The 18,295-nt window shown below is 64.3% G+C and carries 17 protein-coding genes; 10 read left to right on the forward strand and 7 right to left on the reverse strand.

Translation table 11 applies throughout. The features are described 5' to 3' along the window. Positions 1 to 1,756: response regulator (locus tag K8I61_00025; protein MBZ0270392.1), on the forward strand; the 1,756-nt coding region annotated here is incomplete at its 5' end. A gap of 152 nt (positions 1,757 to 1,908) precedes the next feature. Here K8I61_00025 and K8I61_00030 read toward each other — a convergent pair. The 5 genes from K8I61_00030 to K8I61_00050 all read right to left on the reverse strand — a co-directional run bounded on the left by K8I61_00030 (position 1,909) and on the right by K8I61_00050 (position 6,339). After that, a complete protein-coding gene (locus K8I61_00030; GenBank protein ID MBZ0270393.1) occupies positions 1,909 to 2,820 on the reverse strand; it encodes a hypothetical protein in 912 nt (303 codons plus the stop codon). 143 nt (positions 2,821 to 2,963) lie between these two features. After that, the gene (locus K8I61_00035) at positions 2,964 to 3,401 is read right to left on the reverse strand and encodes a GNAT family N-acetyltransferase (GenBank protein MBZ0270394.1); all 438 of its coding nucleotides are present in this window, start codon (positions 3,399 to 3,401) and stop codon (positions 2,964 to 2,966) included. A gap of 39 nt (positions 3,402 to 3,440) precedes the next feature. Next, positions 3,441 to 3,755 carry a hypothetical protein gene (locus K8I61_00040; protein MBZ0270395.1) on the reverse strand — a complete coding sequence of 105 codons (315 nt, stop codon included), beginning with the start codon at positions 3,753 to 3,755 and terminating at the stop codon, positions 3,441 to 3,443. A gap of 207 nt (positions 3,756 to 3,962) precedes the next feature. After that, a complete protein-coding gene (locus K8I61_00045; GenBank protein MBZ0270396.1) occupies positions 3,963 to 5,291 on the reverse strand; it encodes a radical SAM protein in 1,329 nt (442 codons plus the stop codon). Positions 5,292 to 5,439: 148 nt separating this feature from the next. Then, positions 5,440 to 6,339, reverse strand: a complete 900-nt coding sequence (locus tag K8I61_00050) for a DUF4397 domain-containing protein (protein MBZ0270397.1) — start codon at positions 6,337 to 6,339, stop codon at positions 5,440 to 5,442. Positions 6,340 to 6,626: 287 nt separating this feature from the next. Here K8I61_00050 and glpK point away from each other — a divergent pair, with 287 nt between their 5' ends. The 5 genes from glpK (at position 6,627) to K8I61_00075 (ending at position 11,206) form a co-directional block, all read left to right on the forward strand. Beyond that, positions 6,627 to 8,099: a glycerol kinase GlpK gene (gene glpK, locus K8I61_00055; protein ID MBZ0270398.1), complete on the forward strand. Its 1,473-nt coding sequence runs from the start codon at positions 6,627 to 6,629 to the stop codon at positions 8,097 to 8,099. A gap of 299 nt (positions 8,100 to 8,398) precedes the next feature. Beyond that, positions 8,399 to 9,136, forward strand: coding sequence for a tetratricopeptide repeat protein (locus tag K8I61_00060; protein MBZ0270399.1), 738 nt, complete (start codon positions 8,399 to 8,401; stop codon positions 9,134 to 9,136). Between the two features lie 14 nt (positions 9,137 to 9,150). Then, on the forward strand, positions 9,151 to 9,534 hold the full coding sequence (locus K8I61_00065; protein ID MBZ0270400.1) for a helix-turn-helix domain-containing protein: 384 nt from the start codon (positions 9,151 to 9,153) through the stop codon (positions 9,532 to 9,534). Between the two features lie 3 nt (positions 9,535 to 9,537). Continuing rightward, positions 9,538 to 10,416: a purine-nucleoside phosphorylase gene (locus K8I61_00070; GenBank protein MBZ0270401.1), complete on the forward strand. Its 879-nt coding sequence runs from the start codon at positions 9,538 to 9,540 to the stop codon at positions 10,414 to 10,416. Between the two features lie 397 nt (positions 10,417 to 10,813). Then, entirely contained in the window at positions 10,814 to 11,206 is a 393-nt protein-coding gene (locus tag K8I61_00075) for a cytidine deaminase (protein MBZ0270402.1), read from the forward strand. A 138-nt stretch (positions 11,207 to 11,344) separates the two neighbouring features. Here K8I61_00075 and K8I61_00080 read toward each other — a convergent pair whose 3' ends face one another. Both K8I61_00080 and K8I61_00085 read right to left on the reverse strand, forming a co-directional pair. After that, on the reverse strand, positions 11,345 to 13,045 hold the full coding sequence (locus tag K8I61_00080) for an Ig-like domain-containing protein (GenBank protein MBZ0270403.1): 1,701 nt from the start codon (positions 13,043 to 13,045) through the stop codon (positions 11,345 to 11,347). A gap of 946 nt (positions 13,046 to 13,991) precedes the next feature. Continuing rightward, a complete protein-coding gene (locus tag K8I61_00085; protein ID MBZ0270404.1) occupies positions 13,992 to 15,437 on the reverse strand; it encodes a DASS family sodium-coupled anion symporter in 1,446 nt (481 codons plus the stop codon). A 113-nt stretch (positions 15,438 to 15,550) separates the two neighbouring features. Here K8I61_00085 and K8I61_00090 point away from each other — a divergent pair, with 113 nt between their 5' ends. From K8I61_00090 to K8I61_00105, 4 genes are all read left to right on the forward strand, one after another. Continuing rightward, positions 15,551 to 16,507, forward strand: coding sequence for a hypothetical protein (locus K8I61_00090; protein ID MBZ0270405.1), 957 nt, complete (start codon positions 15,551 to 15,553; stop codon positions 16,505 to 16,507). A gap of 17 nt (positions 16,508 to 16,524) precedes the next feature. Next, entirely contained in the window at positions 16,525 to 16,743 is a 219-nt protein-coding gene (locus K8I61_00095; protein MBZ0270406.1) for a hypothetical protein, read from the forward strand. A gap of 261 nt (positions 16,744 to 17,004) precedes the next feature. Further along, positions 17,005 to 17,412 (forward strand): hypothetical protein, encoded by a 408-nt coding sequence (locus K8I61_00100; protein MBZ0270407.1) that lies wholly within the window; start codon positions 17,005 to 17,007, stop codon positions 17,410 to 17,412. Positions 17,413 to 17,417: 5 nt separating this feature from the next. Beyond that, positions 17,418 to 18,295: DUF294 nucleotidyltransferase-like domain-containing protein (locus K8I61_00105; GenBank protein MBZ0270408.1), on the forward strand; the 878-nt coding region annotated here is incomplete at its 3' end.

The raw sequence follows: 18,295 nt of genomic DNA on the forward strand, positions 1-18,295 counted from the left end.
GCCCTCCGGCCTGCGCGCGCGGCTGATACCGCACAACGGCGGCGGCGCTCGCGTGGCCATCGCGGCGTGCGCGTCCGCCGGCGTGACTCCCGACGACGCCGGAGTGTGGATCGCGATCGGCTCGCCGGCCAAGGCGGATCCGCGCACGCGGTCGCTGCAAATCATCGTCGACAACATGAGCCATGGCGCCGCGATCGCGAACGGCGAAGGGCGTTTTGTGTACGTCAACCGCGCCTGGGCGGCGATGCACGGCGTTTCGCCCGAAAAGATGGCCGGCATGCCGATGCGCGATTTCCACGACGACGACGCCTACCAGGCCGACGTGGTGCCTTTATCGCTCGCGGCCGCGGAACACCCGGTGGCCTTCGCCGAGTTGACGCACCGGCGCGCGGACGGCGGCTCGTTTCGGACCACCGTGCGCGCGCTTCCCGTCGCGGTCGAGGGGCACGCGAACGCGTTTCTCATCCTGACGCGCGGCGCGGACGAGCTGCGTTCGATGAATGCCGGCGAGACGGCGGTCGACGCCGACCTCGCCGCCGATCTGGATCGCGCGCGCGAGGAAATCGAGGATCTCCGCTCGCAGCTCTTGCAGGCGCAGCGCCTGGAGGTGATCAACAATCTCGCCGCGGGGCTCGCGCACAACTTCAACAATCTCCTCACCGCGATCGTCGGCAACCAGGAGCTCGCGTACCCGTACGTTTCCGAGGAAGGACGCGTGTTTTTGGCGAACGCGCGGCAGGCCACGCGCCGCGCGGCGGACCTGTCGCGCAAGCTCCTGTCGTTTTCCAAGAAGGGCAAGATCGAACGCATGTCGATGGACCCCGTGCCCGTCATCATGGAAACGACCAAGATGCTGCGCGGCGCGATCGACCCGCGCATCGTCGTGCAGTGCGTCGCGCCGCTCGACATCTGGCAGGTGTTCGCCGATCCGGGCGACATCCACCAGATCGCGATGAACCTGTGCGTCAACGCGCGCGACGCGATCCAGGATGTGCTCGACCGCGAAGGCCCGCGCGACGGGCCGTTCCAGATCGTCGTCAAGCTCGAGAACGTGGAGATCGACGGCAACTACACGCGCGTCGATCCGCAGGCGACGCCTGGTTCCTACGTGACGCTGTCGATTTCCGACAACGGCTGCGGCATGGACGATGAAACGCGGCGCCGCGTCTTCGAGCCGTTCTTCACCACCAAGCACGCGAGAAGCGGCACCGGCCTTGGCCTGGCGACCGTGTTCGACATGGTCAAGCGCATGCACGGATGGATCTCGCTGGATAGCGAAGCCGGCCGCGGCACGACGTTCCGCGTCTATCTGCCGAGGCACTCCGGGGACCTGACGCTGGCCGCCGACTCGGAACACTTCCAGGAGCTGCGCGGCGGGCACGAGACGATCCTGCTCGTCGACGACGAACTGGTGTTGCGCAAGCTCGGCGAGGCGACGCTGACGCGCATGGGCTACCGCGTGGTGCTCGCGCCCGACGGCATGGAAGGGGTCAAGCTCTTCGAACGCATGCGCGAGGACATCGACCTCGTGATCCTGGACCTGACCATGCCGATCATGTCCGGCCAGGAGGCGCTGGAGCTAATTAAAGGTCTCGCGCCGGAAAAGCCGGTCATTCTCTCATCGGGTTACGCCGACCGCGAGGCGCACGACGCGCAACCCGACCTCGGCTGGTCCGCGTTCCTTCCCAAACCGTTCGACCCCAACGACCTGGTCCGCGTCGTCAGGCAGGTGCTGGACAACCCGCTGCCGCATTGATGTCAGAGCCGCAAACGGAGCGCAGCGGAGTGCGCGGGCTGCTTCGCGTCAGGAAAAACGCGATTTCCCAAACGCCGCGATCCCGCGCGCTGACGCTTACGGACCGTATCTGGCCCCGCCCCGGCCGACGGCGACGCCGCGACGCCTGATGGCTAAGGCGTTGTCGATGGAACGAGTTCCAATACATCCATGTAGACATCAACGGTCCCTTCGTTCCATGGGTCCGGGATAAACAACTCAAATCCGGAAACGGGAAACTGCATGAGCGCGGCGTCACGATACGCGAGATCGCCAAAACCGTAGGTTGCCCGCGACCAGAATTTCGATGAGCCCCACAAATGAAGGCCGCCGCGCAGATCACTGGGTGTCCCACCGGTAATGGCAATGCTTACGCCGATTCCTAGCCATAACTCATACGGATCCCAAAAGACCTTCGACGAAAGGTTCAACGCGGAGTAAGACGGAAGCACGTCGTCTATCACTCCGTTGTAAAACAACTCCCAAGCGACGATGTCGAAGAGGTCTTCGCGTTCCGGTGGCCAACCAAAGTCAGACATGCACATTGCAAGGTGATCCACTGGATAATACGTCGTCTCTTGCACCGTGCCCGACAGTTCGTAGACGCCGTCGGCGCATTCCGTGATATCGGACCACAACGGGTCGCCGCCCGCGCGGCACGCCGCGAGAGCCTCGGCCTGCGTGTACAGGTAGCCGCCTTCCATTATCGGAAAGCCAGCGTGGCAATACAGAAGCCACAGCGCCGCGCCGCAATCGTCGGCGCAGTCGTGGGCGTCAAGGCAGATCGCGGGCCATTCATCGCCGACGCGAGTTCCGCACATCTCGTCGTCGAAATCGTCGTCGGTGTCGTCGTCGTCCATGTCGTCATCGACCGCGTCGTCGTCGAGCGTGTCATCATCGTCTATCGCATCATCGTCGGATGCGTCGTCGTCCGCGACGTCATCGTCCAGTGCGTCGTCATTCGTGGCGTCGTCATCCGTGGCGTCGTCGTCGACATCCGACGATGCACCATCGTCATCAACGTCATCCTCGCCTGGGTTCGCCAAGACGCATCCGGACGAAGCGACGAAAACACCGATTAGAAAAGCAAGTATGGGTGCCCAGTCACGCGTCGAGGAACCACGGAAAACGCGAGTCGACAAATATGCACCCTCCGATCATCCCCATTCGAAAAAAAACATATCACGGCTTACAACTCCAGCACCATCCGCCGGTGCGGAATCCCCGCGTCCAGGAACTCGTCGCCGGGCACAAGCGCGTATCCGAGCTTTTCGTAGAACGGGATGACCGTCACCTGCGAATCCAGGACGATGCGCGCGAAACCCGCCTCGCGCGCGTGGTCGGCCGCGCGGCACATCAATTCCGCGCCGATGCCATTTTTTCGCATGTCCTCGCGCACCGCGACGCGGCCGACCTTCATCGCGTCGCCCTTGTCGATCATGCGCAGCGTGCCGATGACGCGGCGGCCGTCGACGGCGTGCAGGTGCGTCGCGGTGCGGTCGAGATCGTCGAGCTCGAGCGCCGGCGGCACGCCCTGTTCCACGACGAAAACGTCCATGCGCAGGTCGGACGCGCCCTTCCAGTGCGGCCCGTCATGGGGCTCTATTCGATAGCGGATATCGGGCATCGGCGGGAGAATGCGACGAGACTCGCCACTTTTTTGCGCTCAATACGGCAGGCCGCCGTTGTCGTCCGACGTGTCGTCATCGTCGCTTGCAGTGTCGTCGTCCGCGTCGTCCGTATCGTCGTCCATATCTTCCGTGTCGTCATCGCCGTCCGTGTCGTCGTCGCCGTCTGTGTCGTCGTCATCGTCATCGTCTCCACCTCCCCCACCGCCGCCGCCCGCTCCGCCGCCGGGCGTGTCGCCGCCGAGCGTGGCGTCGTCGTCGTCATCGTCGTCGCCGCACGTGAGGCCGGCAAAGGCGAGTGCAATGGCAAACACGCAAACCAGAAGCGGTCGTGTGAATTTCGCGATATTCATAAAAGGTCCTCCCAGGCAATGCCTTGGCTCCGATTGCGCGAATCCGATGAACCTGATGGATCCGATGGACCGAACGGACATCCCGACGCCCGCGCCCAAGCTTGCGCCCGTACGCAATCCCTGTCGGTCGCGATTTCAAGCGCCTGAACCGGGACAGGAATAGGGATGAGCGACACTCGATCCTCAATCCTCAATCCTCGATCCTCGTCACCGCGACCACAGCGCGCTGACCGCGCCCCTCACCTCGTGCGGGCGGACACGCGCGGCAAGCCGCGGCCAGCGGTTCGGCCGGCCGTAAAAACGCGCGTAAATGCGGTTTCGCGCGCGGCGCAGTTCCTCGCGCGGCATCGCGCCTGCGTCGCTCCCGCGCGTGGTGTCGTGTGGCGTATCGCCGCCGCCAAGGCTTTGGGCCAGCGGCGCGCCAAGGCGCGGCGCGTAGAGATTCACCGAGATGTACGCCGCCGGAAGCCGCGCGACGAAATCCTCGAGCGCGGTGAGCGACGCGGCCGTCTCGCCCGGAAGGCCGAGAACGAAATGCGCGCCGACATCGAGGCCCGCCGCGCGCGCATCCGCCAGCACGCGCTTCACGTCGCTGTTCGTATACGGCTTGCCCGCGCGGGCGAGAATCTCCTCGTCCGCGTGTTCGACGCCGATCTGCACAAGCCGGCATCCGGCGTCTTTCATATCGCGCAGCAGCTCCGCCGTCAGGTCCTCCACGCGCCCCCACGTACGCCAGAAAAATCCGCGCCCGGACAGCAACGACAACACCGCGCGCGCATGCGTGCGATGCGCGCCGAACGACATGTCCTTGACGTAGATTTCGCGAAAGCCCATCTCGCCGAGCGCGTCGAGCTCGTCGGCGATGCCGTCCGCGTCGCGCCGGCGATAACCCAGGTGGCCCGTGTTACAAAACGCGCACCGATGCGGGCAACCGTAGTCGGTCAATAAGCTCGCGAACCACCGCTCGCGCTGGAGCGGCATGCGGTAGGCGTCGCGCCGGAACAGTTCGTGGCGCGGGCGCGCCATCGAAAACTCCCGCCCTTCGACCGGAAGCGCCGGACGCACCTTGCCGCCCCGGCGGACCGCGACGCCGCGCGCCTCGGCGTTGCCGTCAAAAAGCGCGAGAAGCCCGTCCCCCGTGAAATTGCCGACGGCGCCGTCGATATCGCGATGCGTCTCGAGCCACGCCGCCGGATCCGGCTGCACGACCTCGCCCGACACGACGCGCTTGCGCGCGGGTATCGAATGCAGAAACTCGAGATCGCCGCGCGGATCGGCCGCGCCGACAAGGCCGAACAACAGATCGACCGGCTCGCGCGCGGCGCGGCGCCTCGCCGCGTCGGCCGTGAAGCCCTCCGCGGTCGCATCCAGGATTTCGACGCGAAAGTGCGGCGCGAGGATGGCGCTCTGGAAAAGGAACTCGCCCGGGTGCCACGCGTATCCCGCCTTCGCGACGGACGTGCAGTAATAATCCCGCATCACCGCGGGGCGCGACGGAGGCGTGACGAAAAGGGCTTTCGGCAACATGCGGCGCATTTTAGCCCTTCGTGCGAGAAAAGAGAAAAGCGCGCGCGACGGGCTTTGATCCGCGCGTTCCCGTTTCAACGCGATCAACGCCAGGGACGCCGCCAACGGTCCGTGGCGGTGCCCTCGTTCCTCTTTCCTCTTTCCTCGTTCGCCGCGGCTACGGCCGGCTCTGCGTCAGCGTACTGTCCTCGTATTGCGTGACGATCGCCGCGCCGAACGAGTCGACAAGCGCGAAGAGGTTCACCACCTCCCCGTCCAGATACGTCGGCGTATCAATCACGATCTCCGGGGTCAAATCGTCGCTGAAATCGAATCCGAAGGTGTACGGTTGCGCGGTAATCTCGGTCGCCGCCGAGATAAAGCCCAGGTCGATGTCGTCGTAAAGCAGCACGTTCGGCCCCGCGTCCGGTACGAGAAGCAGGTCGTATTCGCCGACGCCCGCGGTCGCGTGTACGAAACGTATGCGGACCTTGCCGCTTTCGACGCTGCTGTAGTCGTCGAGCAGCACACTTGCGCGCAGGTCCGCCAGAACGCCGTAGATGGCGAGGCTCAGGAACGTACCGCCCGGCAGATTGACGTCGCCGGTGTACACCGCGTCGCCGATCGGCGATCCGGCGGGGGTGATGGCGATCGCGTGCGTGCCGGCGTCGAACTCTTCGTACGGGACTTCGGCCAGATAGGCGAGGTTGGAAAACGTCGGGTCCGCCTCGCCGTCGAAATGGATGTCGAACGCGGGCGCGTTCGGCGAAAGCGGCGTGATGCGCAGCATCATCGTATCCGTGTCGTCGTCGCCCGTGTCGTCGTCGGACGTGTCATCGTCGCCCGTGTCGTCGTCCGCCGTGTCGTCGTCGGACGTGTCGTCATCCGCGTCGTCATCGCCGGTATCGTCGTCGGCATCGTCGTCCATGTCGTCATCGGCGTCGTCGTCGCCGTCATCATCGTCGGCTTGATCGTCGTCGTCGTCGTCATCGTCATCGTCGCCGCACGAGCAGCCGGCCATGAACATCAACGGAAGGATCAACAGAGTCATCCACAGGTCAAGTCGAAACGATCGCATACCCGTATCCTCCAGGAAAATAAAAGGCGTCACCGGCGCGTATCATACGCGGACGGCCCGCCGTGCCAAGAGTTTTTTGCGTGGCCCCTGCGTCGATTCCACGTCGAATCGCGAAAAATCACGGCCGCGTAACGCACGGGTGATGGGACGGATGGCCGCGACTTATCCACAGCGCGCGCGCCAATCCGACGCCGCGCGCGTGCGTTTTCGTTGACCCGCCGCGAGAAAATCCGTAATCGGGAACGCGCGGGAAAATCCCACAAATCCAGAACGTATCGAGGGAGCGGATGGGCGATCTTATCCTGGCGATCGATCAGGGGACGACCGGCACGACGGTGCTGGCGATCGATCCCGATCTCAACATCGTCGCGCGCGGATATCGCGAGTTTCGGCAGATCTTCCCCAAGCCCGGGCAGGTCGAGCACGACCCCGAGGATATCTGGGCGTCGGTCGAGGGCGCGACCGCGGACGCGCTCGCCGAGGGCGGCATCGACGCGGCGCGCATCGCCGGCATCGGCATCACGAACCAGCGCGAAACGACGCTCGTCTGGGAAACGCAAAGCGGCAAGCCATACGCCAACGCGATGGTCTGGCAGGACCGACGCACGGCGGATCGCTGCGCGCGATTGCGCGAGGCCGGCCATGAGGATCTCATCCGTGAACGCACGGGGCTTGTTCTCGACCCGTACTTCTCCGGCACCAAGCTGCAATGGTTTCTGGACAACGTCCCCGGCCTTCGCGAGGACGCCGTCGCCGGCCGCGCCCAGTTCGGCACCGTCGATTCGTATCTCGTCCGGCGCATGACCGGTGCGCACGTCACGGACGTTTCCAACGCGAGCCGTACGCTATTTCTGAACCTCGCCACGGCGGACTGGGACGACGAGCTTCTTGGTCTTTTCGACGTGCCCCGCGCGATGCTGCCCAACGTTCGCGCGTCAAGCGAGATTTACGGAACGACACGCGGCCTCGCCTCGATCCCCGACGGCGTTCCGGTGGCCGGCATCGCGGGTGACCAGCAGGCGGCGCTGTTCGGGCAGGCGTGCTTTTCGCCGGGCGACGCCAAATCGACTTACGGTACCGGCGCTTTCGTCCTCGTGAACACCGGCGGCGAGATCGTGCATTCCCGGCACCAGATGTTGACGACGATCGCCTGGCGTATCGGCGGCCAAACCGTTTACGCGCTCGAGGGGTCGTGCTTCATCGCGGGCGCGGCGGTGCAATGGCTGCGCGACGGCCTGGGCGTCATCCGCGATAGCGCCGGGATCGAGGCGCTCGCCGCCTCCGTGCCCGACGCGGGTGGCGTCGTGTTCGTCCCCGCGCTGACCGGCCTTGGCGCGCCGCACTGGAATCCCCAGGCCAGGGGCGTGATCTGGGGCCTGACGCGCGGGACAACCGCCGCGCACATCGCGCGCGCCGCGCTCGAGGGCATCGCGCTGCAGATCGCGGATATCCTCGAGGCGATGGAGGCCGACGCGGGGCGCGCGGTATCCGTGCTGAAGGTCGACGGCGGCGCGAGCCGCAACGATCTGTTGATGCAAATGCAGGCCGATCTCGCCGACGTGCCGGTCAGCCGGCCGAAGAACGTGGAGACGACCGCGTTCGGCGCGGCGTTCCTCGCGGGGCTGGCGGTCGGCGTCTGGAAGAGCCCCGACGAGGTCGCACGGCGCTGGAAGGAAGATGCGCACTTCGCGCCGTCCGGCGACGCCGCCTGGCGCCACGAACGACGCGCCGCGTGGCGCGAGGGATTGAAGCGGGTGTGAAGGGAGGAGTGAGGATCGTGGATTGAGGATTGAGTCGTCACGACGATGATCGATTTGGCGAACGGCCGCCGACCGCGCCGCCGATTCCGCCACAGAGGGACCGAGGGAAAGCGAATGAGTTGCGATTTCACTCGATCCTCAATCCTCGATCCTCGATCCTCGAAATTACTACATATTGACGTAGAAAGGTCCAAGTGCTACCAGTAATAGACGCTCCCATGAATCTCCCTTGCCATCGATCCCGGCCTTCGCCCGGCCGATTCCGCCCGCGCCCCGCCTCGCGGGCGCTGGCCGCGGCGTTGGCCCTCGCGCTTTTCGCGACCGCGTGCGGCGGCGACAAGAAGCCGGAGGTCAAGCCCGACAAGCAAAAGGAAGCCGAAAGCCACTACGAGCTTTGCATGGCTTATTTCCAGGCGGAAAAAGGCTCCGAGGCGCTTGAGGAATGCGAGAAGGCGCGCGATGCCAATCCGTACGACTCCCAGATCCACAATGCGCTCGGACTCATCTATTTCCACAAGGAACGGTTCGAAAAGGCGGAAGCGGCCTACAACGAGGCGCTTCGGCTCGATCCGAAAAACTCCAACGCCCGCCACAACCTCGGCACGCTCTACCTCTACCTCGGCCGCTACAACGAGGCGACGAGCAGTTTCACCGAGGCGCTCGCCGACGACACCTACCGCAATCAGGCCAACACGCTGAACGGCCTGGGCTGGGCGGCCTACAAACAACAGGACTATGTCCGCGCCGAGCAGTACTTCAAGGAGGTGCTCGACCGCGACGCGCGCTACCTCATCGCCTACGACAACCTCGCCAAGGTTTACATGGCGACGGATCGCTACGACGAGGCGATCGAGCAACTCAATTACGTGCTCACCCTCAACGCCGAATATCCCGAGGCGCATCTCGATCTGGCCCTCTGCTTCATCAAGAAAAACGACAAGGAAAAGGCGCGCGAGCATCTGCTTAAGGTCCTGGAGGTCGATCCGCTCGGAAAGCTCGGCCGCCAGGCGCAGGAGTATCTGAACATCCTCGATTGACGCGGGAGGTGAACATGGCGGCGGTCATGCACGAAGATCGGCACCCGCAAGTCCCGGCGGGCCCCGGCATCGGCGAGGCCTTGCGGAAGGCGCGCGAGGTGCGCGCCGTGCCTGTCGAGGAGATCGCGGAAATCACCCGGATCCGCGCCGAATTCATCGAAGCCCTGGAGCGCGACACGCTCGACCGGCTGACGGCGCCGATCTTCGTCAAGGGCATCATCCAGAATTATTGCGCGTATCTGCGCCTGGACGCGGCGCCGTTTCTGGCCGCCTACAACCGGCACCTCGGACGCCGGCCCGCCGAGCCGCTGGATCTGACGCCGTTCAAGCCCCGATCCGCGGGCGACCGCGCGCGGCGCTTCTTCCACGGCCTGGCGCGCGGGCTCTCCGTCCTCTGACGCATGGCGGTCGACCTCGCGCGCGTCCGCGACGCCGTTCGCGCGCGCTTTGAGGGCCGCGCCGAGATCGCCGTTGTCCTCGGCAGCGGCCACGGCGCCTTCGCCGATCGCGTCGAAAATCCCGAATCGATCGATTACGCCGACCTTGATCCAGACCTCGCGCCGCGCGTCGCCGGGCACGCGGGGCGGCTTGTCGTCGGATCGCTCGGCGGCCGGCGCGTCGCCGTGTTCGCCGGGCGCCTGCACATGTATGAAGGCCGCGGCGCGGACGAAGCCGCGTTTCCCGCGCTCGCCGCGGAGGCCATCGGCGCGAAGCGCCTTGTGCTGACGACAAGCTGCGGCGCGCTGCACCCGGACTGGCAAGCCGGCGACATCGCGCTCATCGCCGATCATATCAACCTGATGGGCGACAATCCGCTCGCCGCGGCCGCGCGGCGCGGAATCGACCTCGCCTTCGGCGGCACGCCCTTCGCCCCGATGGAAAACCTCTACGACACAAGCACGCTCGACGCGCTCTCGTCGCCCGCGTCGCAACCGCGAGAGCTTGTCCTGAGCGCAAGTGAGGGATCAGCAAGCGGGTACACCCGGCCCCGCGTCCGCCTTGCCACGCTCGCGGCCGTCCTTGGCCCCATCTACGAAACGCGCGCCGAACAGGAAATGCTCCGCCGCCTGGGCGCGGACGTCGTATGCATGTCCACCGCGCCGGAGGCCACGGCCGCGCGCGCTCTCGGGATGCGCGTCGCGGCGCTTGGACTAGTCACCAACGTCGCGGGCGCCGGCGCGACCGAAGACCTCACGCACGCCGCCGTCCTCGCCGCCGCCACGCGTCACGCCGACGCGTTCGCCGCGATGCTGGAAAAGCTCGTCGCGGTGATGGCGTGATTTTTTCGACGGTACACGGAGAGCACGGAGGAGACACAGAGGACCCGGCGAACTGAATAGTCCGGAAGGCTGAAAGACTGGAAGGTCATCGCAAGGGGAATTGCGAATGGGGAATCGAATGCAAAATTCGTACTCGAGCCTTGCCATCCCGTGTTCGAGCCTTGTCATCCTGAGCGAAGCGAAGGATCTCGCACCGCATCAACACGAACGTAGACCCTTCGCTTCGCTCAGGGTGACAATCGCGAGAGCATTGTTAAAAACTGGCTCTGGGAATGCCGAAAAACAGCGCGTCCAAGCGTAGGACCTTCCGCGACGGACATTCCCAATTCCGCATTCCCAATTCCCAATTCCCCGGTGTCTTCTCCGTGCCCTCCGTGTTCCGCATAATGCGATGGCGATGCCGACAACCGACACCGACCTCAGACTCGCCCGCGCCGCGATCGACGCCGCGCAAAACGCGCACGTGACGGTCTCCGGTTTCGCCGTCGGCGCCGCGGCTCTTGCGTCGGATGGGCGCGTGTTCGCCGGCGCGAATGTGGAGACGCCGTCGCTGCTGTCGGTGATCTGCGCCGAGCGCGCGGCCGTCATTGCGGCCCTCAACGCGGGCGTGCGCGACATCGTCGCGGTCGCCGTCCACGCGCCGTCGTCCCCCGGCGCGACGCCCTGCGGCGTGTGCCGCCAGTTCCTGCACGAGATCGCGCCAGACGCGCGCGTGCTCCTTGTCCGCGCGGACGACGACATCGACGAAACGACCGTCGCCGCGCTGCTGCCGCGCGCTTTCACGCTGTAGCGGTACCCGGGAGCGCGGAGACGCGGCTCGGCATCGCGATTCCCCCGGGAACGCCGAGCTCCAGCTCGGCCATGCCGTACCCGCGCACTTCGCTTCGTTTGCGGCTCTGCCATCGCCGCGCTCGCGAGCGCGCGCGCCTCACCAATCCCAAAACGCGAAATTCGCCGCGTCCGGCGCGTCGATGAAACGGAGGATCTTGTAGGAATCGGCTTCGAGGATGTGGATCTTGTCGGCATCCCAATCCGACACCCATATCTCTTCGGCGAAGGGGTTATAGGCGAGCGCGTCGTAGTATTGGAAATCTTCGATGACGATCGGATGGTTGAGCCCCCGCGTCCAGACATCGGTCGTCGTGTCGTACGCGTAGAGGTAATGGCCATAAAATACGGATCCCATGGCGAGAATTACGCCGGCGTTCGTCACCGTCAGATCAGAAAATCGCATCGGCGAACCGATATTGGTCTTGCTGATCCAAGTCCCGCTCTCAACGTCGATGGTGTCGACGATTCCTTGCGAATATTCCGGAAAAAACATGTTGATGCCGCATGTGACGTAAACGCGTTTTCGCTCCGGTCCGACGGCGAGCGCGGTGGGAATGATGCTCGTCGTTTCAATTTCGACCATCGTTTCCGTACGAGGTTGAAATACGGCAACGCGCCCGGGTTCCACGAATTTCGGATCGTCCACGCCGCTACAGGCGACGAAGACACTTTCGTCGACGGCGACAATGTCCACCGGCACGCAACCATACGGTAGCGAATACGTTTCCGTTATACCGGTCGCGAGCTCGACGGCGGTCAATTCTTCCCAACCACTCGCAACGTATGCGAATCCATCGACGATAGCCGGCCCGGTATGCGCGGACGAAATGGGCCAACGCGTTGCGGTCCTATTCACAATATCGACGACGACAATCGCCAGATCGCCAATGTTTGCGTCGGCGGCGACGACGTACCGATTCCAGAATGCAATCCCGCGCGGCTTGGCCGCGAACGGCACGCCGAGGTAATCGAGTATCAGCGTCCAGGTACCGCGATCGTACGCCGCGAGTTTGCCGCCCGCGACCGTGAAGAAGATATCCGGCCCGACGAGCACGTCCGCCGTCGCGGAAAGATCGTCGGACGTCGCCGTTAGTGTTGCCGCGCCGTTCAATACGCCCGTCACATTTCCCGCTGCGTCGACCGTAGCGATCGACTCATCGTCCAAACTCCACACGTCCACGTCCATCGGCGTCGTCGAGCCGTCGGACCATCGCGCGACGGCGCCGAAAGACTTTGTCTTACCCATCGGAATCGCGCCGCCGCCGGGCACGATCTCCATGGCCTCGACGACTGGATCCGCATCGTCGTCCGGATCGTCGTCCTCGTCATCATCATCCGCATCGTCCGCTTCATCATCGTCGAACGCGTCTTCGTCCTCCAACGCGCTGTCATCACCGGCGACGGTATCATCATCGTCGAATCGCGGCAGATTTCCGGTATCGACGATCGCGACATCGCCGTCATCGTCGATCGAGCAAGATACCGTCGTGGCGAGTACGGCGACTAAAAAAGACGCCGAAACCGCCGCCGCGGTTCGACAGCGACATCGGCGGAATGTTGTCATTTTTTTTGACCCCTCGAATGGCGTTGCTGCGCATCGCGATAGCCAATCACGTGCCACATCCGCGGTTGTCGTCATCGTCGCCGGCGTACGCATCGTCGTCGAGCGGAATACCCGGGCCACCATCTTGCCCTGCGTCCGCCTCATCGTCGCCGAATGCGTCATCGTCATCGACCGCGTCGTCGTCATCGACCGTTTCATCGTCATCAAGCGCGTCGTCGTCCGCGTCGTCGTCATCAAGCGCGTCGTCGTCCGCCGAATCGTCATCGTCCGGCAGCGTTGTTGTGGTGGTGGTCGTTGTCGTCGTGGCGGGAATTGTCGTCGTTGTCGTCGTCGGCAAACCCGTGGTCTCGGTCGTACACAACGAGAAAGCCATATCTGTCGCTTCACCGATCACATCGTGTACATTAAGGAAATGCGTCCCCATGCCGAAACCCGCGCCGGGGTTGATGAATTTGGCCAGCTCGGCATAACTTTCGTCGGCGGTTTCCCAGTACCAACCCCCTCTGCCTTCCACGTAACAGGTCAGCCAATGACGGCCTTCTCCGAGAACGGGCGGCGACATGATGGACATCGTGAAACTTACCTCGTCCGCATGAATTGCGATTTGCGGTGTTCCCGGCGGGTTCTGCTGGGCCCATTCGGCGGGCGTTCCGAAAATCGGGTGACCGGCCGGCTCTCCCGACGCATCGCGCCAAATCGCGCAGGCGACCTGAGAGAAATCAGTCAGTTCGTCCGAGTTCACATTCGCGATCGCGGTTATTTCGAAGACGGCCCACGACCTGCCCGCGGGAACTTCGAAATCATCAAAAACAAAGATATCGTACATGTCGCGGTCCGGCGGGAAATCCTGTGATAGATGTCCGTGATCGATCGCGGGAGTCGGCTGATCCCACATCACGACGCAGTCGTCATCGTCGTCCGCGGCCGCGAAAGGCGGATGGATCATCAACGCGGAAAGCAAAACCGCGATCAAGCAGCATCGAAGTGCCGTCATCGCATACCCTCCGGACGATTACCAATTCATCGAATCGTGTCCACGACGCGCGAACGTCCCGATTCGAGTGACAAAAGAATGAAGGCATCATCCACCTGCGCGCGACAAGCGTCAAGAAAATTTTGCGGTATGGCCTGCGATGACCTTCCAGTCTTCCGGCCTTTCCGTCTTTCAGCCTCTTTCCGGTCAGCCGTACCCGATCAGCGGCCAGTAAAACTTCGCCACGAGCGAAAATGCGATGAGGCTGCAGATCATCATGAACACGCCCGCGCGCAAGAAGTCCTTCATCGAAAGATAGCCCGATCCGTACGCGATCGCGGTTGCGGGCGTGCCCATCGGCAGCACGTACGAAAGCCCCGACGGCAGCGCGATCGCGAACGCCATCACCTCGAACGGAATGCCGCGCGCGCGCGCGATGCCGATCGCCACCGGCATCATCACCGACACGACCGCCGCGTTGCTGATGAACTCGGTCAGCGCCAGCGACATCATTCCGAGCACGATCAAAAGCGTGGTGTCCGAAAACGGCGCCTGGCCGAAGGTACGATCGACGACCCACTTCGCCGCGCCGCTCGAATTGAGCGCGCTGCCAAGCGCGATCGCGCCGCCGTACATGAGGATGATGCCCCAGTTGACGTTGTCCTCCACCTTCGGCCACTCCGCGAGGCGGAAAATGAATAGCGCCGCCACCGCCAATAGCGCCACAATCGCGAGGCCGAAGCTGTGGTGCAGCGTGATCCATCCGACGATCGTCGCCACGGTGACGAGCGCGACGCCGAACTCCTTGCGGCTCGGTCGGCCGAGGTCGCCGTGCTGCTCGCGCAGCGTGAGCCGCGCCGCCTCGATGTCCACCGGCTCGTCCTGCGGAAACGCGAACGTCAGGAACAGGTGCGCGATGACAAGGACCAGGATCACGAGCGGAAACGATGCGACCATCCACTGCAGGAAGCCGATGCGTACGCCCGTATCGGCATAAAGAATTCCAACCGCCAGCGGGTTGCGCGCGCCGCCGAGGTACGTGGCGATGCCGCCGATGACGCACCCCCACGCCAGCGCGAAAAAAAAGCTCTTGCCGAATTTTCCGCCGTTCGGTTTCAGCCCGAGCGCGCGCACGATGCCGAGCACGATCGGGAACATCATCGCGGCCACCGCGTGTTCGCTCATCCAGAAGCTCGCGAACGCGGCGAAAAGGAAGATGCCGGTACGCAGGCGGCGCGGCGAGTCGGTGCTGTGCTCCAGCGCGACGATCGTCAGGCGCGTCGACAGGCCGCAATCCACGAGCACCGCGGAGATGATGAACGCGCCCAGGATGAAAAACACGGCGTTGTTGCCGAAAAGCGCGAACGCGTCGGCGCTCGGCATGACGTTCAGGATCGGCAGGAGGATGATCGCGAGCACCGACGTGATCTGCAGCGGGATGAGGCCGGTCACCCACAGAAGCGTGCACATCACGAAAATTCCGATGGTGCGCTGAGCCTCGACGGAGAGGCCTTCCGGGCGCGGGCCAAACGCGATGGCGGCGCCGATCGCAACAAAAAGCGCGAATAGCGCGAAATGAAAACGCCGAAGGAATGGAACCTTCGTGCCCTTTGTGGCTTCCGGCTCCCAGACGTTTGCCGTCGGATTTTTCATTCATTCCCCGGTGCGTGTGCTATCATTTGTCGCGGTTTGGGCCAAACGGTCAAGAACACTTCGCGTGCGCCATGCTTATATTTTGGACAACGATTTCATCGAAAGGAGCGTTTATGATTTGGCTTAAGGACTTGCACGAACGGCTGAACAGGGAATTTATCGAGGTCGAATCGAACCCTGATCTCACCACCGAGGAAAAGGTGCAGCGCGTCATCCAGATCGGAGCCGCCGGTTGCGCGGGCATCGCCGCGACGCCGATCCCCATCGCCGATTTTTTCGTGCTCACGCCCGTGCAGGGCTACATGGGCTACAAGATCGCACGCATCCGCGGCGTCGATATCTCCGAGCAGGACGCATCCGAAATCGTGCGCGAGTTGCTGGGCACCGTCGGGCTTGGGCTTATCGCGCGGCAGATCGCGGCGAGCTTTCTGAAGTTCGTGCCGATCTTCGGATCGATCGCGAACATCCCCATCGTGTACGGACTCACCTACGCGATCGGCAAGGCGATGGACTTCTACTTCCGCGAACGCGCCGCCGGCCGCGTGCCGGGGCGTGAACGCATGCAGGAGATCTTCCGCGAGGCTCGCGACGTCGGCGAACGCACCGGGCAGGCGTGGGCGAAGACGCAGTCTTCGCTGTCCGAGCACGAGCAGAACATCACCGACGCTTTCATGCAGGCCAAAGACGCCTTCGTCGGCGAGGCGCGGCGCGCGTTCGAGGAGATCTACGGCAACTTCCGCGAGGCCGTGGAGGCGAGCGCGGCGAAAAAGGCCGCGCCGAAACCCCGCGCGAAGGCGGGCGCCGCGAAGGCAAAAACCGGCGCGCGCGCGAAAGCCGGTACGGCGGCGCGCGGCAAAAAGCCGGCGGCCACCCGCGGCAAGAGCTCGGCCGCGCGCCAGGGGACAACGGCGAAACGCGGCGCGAAACCAGCGCGCGGCGGCAACGGTAAGGGCAAAGGCGCGCCGGCCAAAAAAACCACGCCGGCCAAAACGCGCACGGCGTCGAAATCGAAAACGACGCCACGCGGCAATTCGGGCGCGACGCGCCCGTCCCCCGGCCGGCGCGACTGACCGGAGCTGCAACGCGTATGAATGGCGACGACGGCGCGGCGGCGAAGGTTCTTTGCCGCCGTTGCCGGCATTATCGCGTCACGTGGGACAAAAACGCGCCGCATGGCTGCGCGGCGCTCGACTTCAAATCCAGGCGTCTGCCGTGCGTCGCGGTTTATGAATCGTCCGGGCGGCCGTGCCTGTCGTTCGCGCCGCGCGAGCCGAATGACGCGGGCGATCACAAGCGCCGCGCCTGACCGGCCCGATGAATACGACGCGATCGGCAAAACGCCGCATAACGCCCGCCAAAATCCGGGTTTTTCCGAATCAAGCGTTCCGCGTTCGCGACATTACAGACCGGCGAGTCCCGAATTCGTACTGTGCCCTTCCTGCCCGGCAAGCGCATTCGGAACCATTTTATTCGCGACGCCGGCAGGGCGATTTGAATAACCCTTTCTTGCGGGGAGTATGATGTTCGTGGGCACGATTTCTTGTACCCGATCCCGCGGAGGCGCGAAATGTTCCTCCGTGCCCACCGTGTTCTCGCCCCACGCCCGCGGGCATCGCTCCTCGCTTTTTTCGTATCATCGACCGGATTCCCCGGTTTTTCACGGCCCTTTCCGCCGACGCTCCGCCGCACGATTTCTTCCTTTGTTCCCTCCATTAATCTTCCCGGAAAATTCAAAAAGGCCTACCCGATTTACGTGAAGCGCTCCGGCGGAAAGGGTCTGGTTTCTTTATCGAAAACGGCGGCGGAAACGCCGCCGTTTTCGTTGGAAGCCACAGCCAACCTGGTGACAGGGCCGGCGCGACAACACCACCGCCGCACCGCCGGCGTTTTCCTCTTTCCTCTTTCCTATTTTCTATTTCCTACTTCCTCTTTCCTATTTCCTCGCTCCTCAATCCTCGTTACCTTGCCCGCGTGAACGAATTGGCCGAACGGTTGCGCGAATACCGCGGACGGCTGCGCGCGGCGCATCGGCGTGGCGCCGCGGGCGGCGAGACCGCGCGCGAGATGACGCGCTTTTGGGACGGCGCGCTCGCCACGCTTTTTGAGACCGCGTCCGCGGGCCGGGACGGATTTGCGCTGTTTGCCGCCGGCTCCCTTGGCCGCGAGATGATGTCGCCGTATTCCGACGTCGATTTCTTCCTCGTGGCGCGGGACGACATTCCCGACGCCGTGCTCGAATCCGTCGCGGAGACGATGCTCTACCCCCTCTGGGACGCGAAGGTCCGCACGGGGCAGCGCATTCACCGCGCCGGCGTGCTCGCGGACCTGGCGCGAACGGACGCGGAACTTTTGACCGCGTTGCTCGACGCGCGATTTATCGCCGGCGACGCCCTCGTGCGCGCCGGCGTCGAGCACCGCGTCGGTGAACTCATCGAATACGGACGCCGCCATATCGAAATCCCCCGGCCCGCGCCGGATGTCGCGGACGCGGAGTATCCGCCGACGGCGCACGTGCTCGAGCCGGATGTAAAGCTTTCACCCGGCGGCTTGCGCGACTACATGTTCGCGATGTGGAACGCCGCGCTCGCGCTGGGGCGCGACGACCTGCCCGCTCACCTCGTGCGCGAACACCTGGCGACGCGCGTCGGCCTCGTGGAGCTGGCGCAGGCCGTGGAGTTCCTGATGCGCGTGCGTCACGAATTGCACTTCTCGGCGCACGCGCCGCAGGACCGGCTTCGCGCCGCCGCCCAGCCCGAGGTGGCGCTCGCGCTGGGCTTCGCGGGAGCGGGCGAGGCCGAGGCGGCCAAGTCGCTTCTGCGCGATTACTTCGCCGCGGCCGATCGCATCCACGCCTTCGA

Source organism: bacterium, assembly GCA_019912885.1.
Classification (GTDB): Bacteria; Lernaellota; Lernaellaia; order JACKCT01; family JACKCT01; genus JAIOHV01.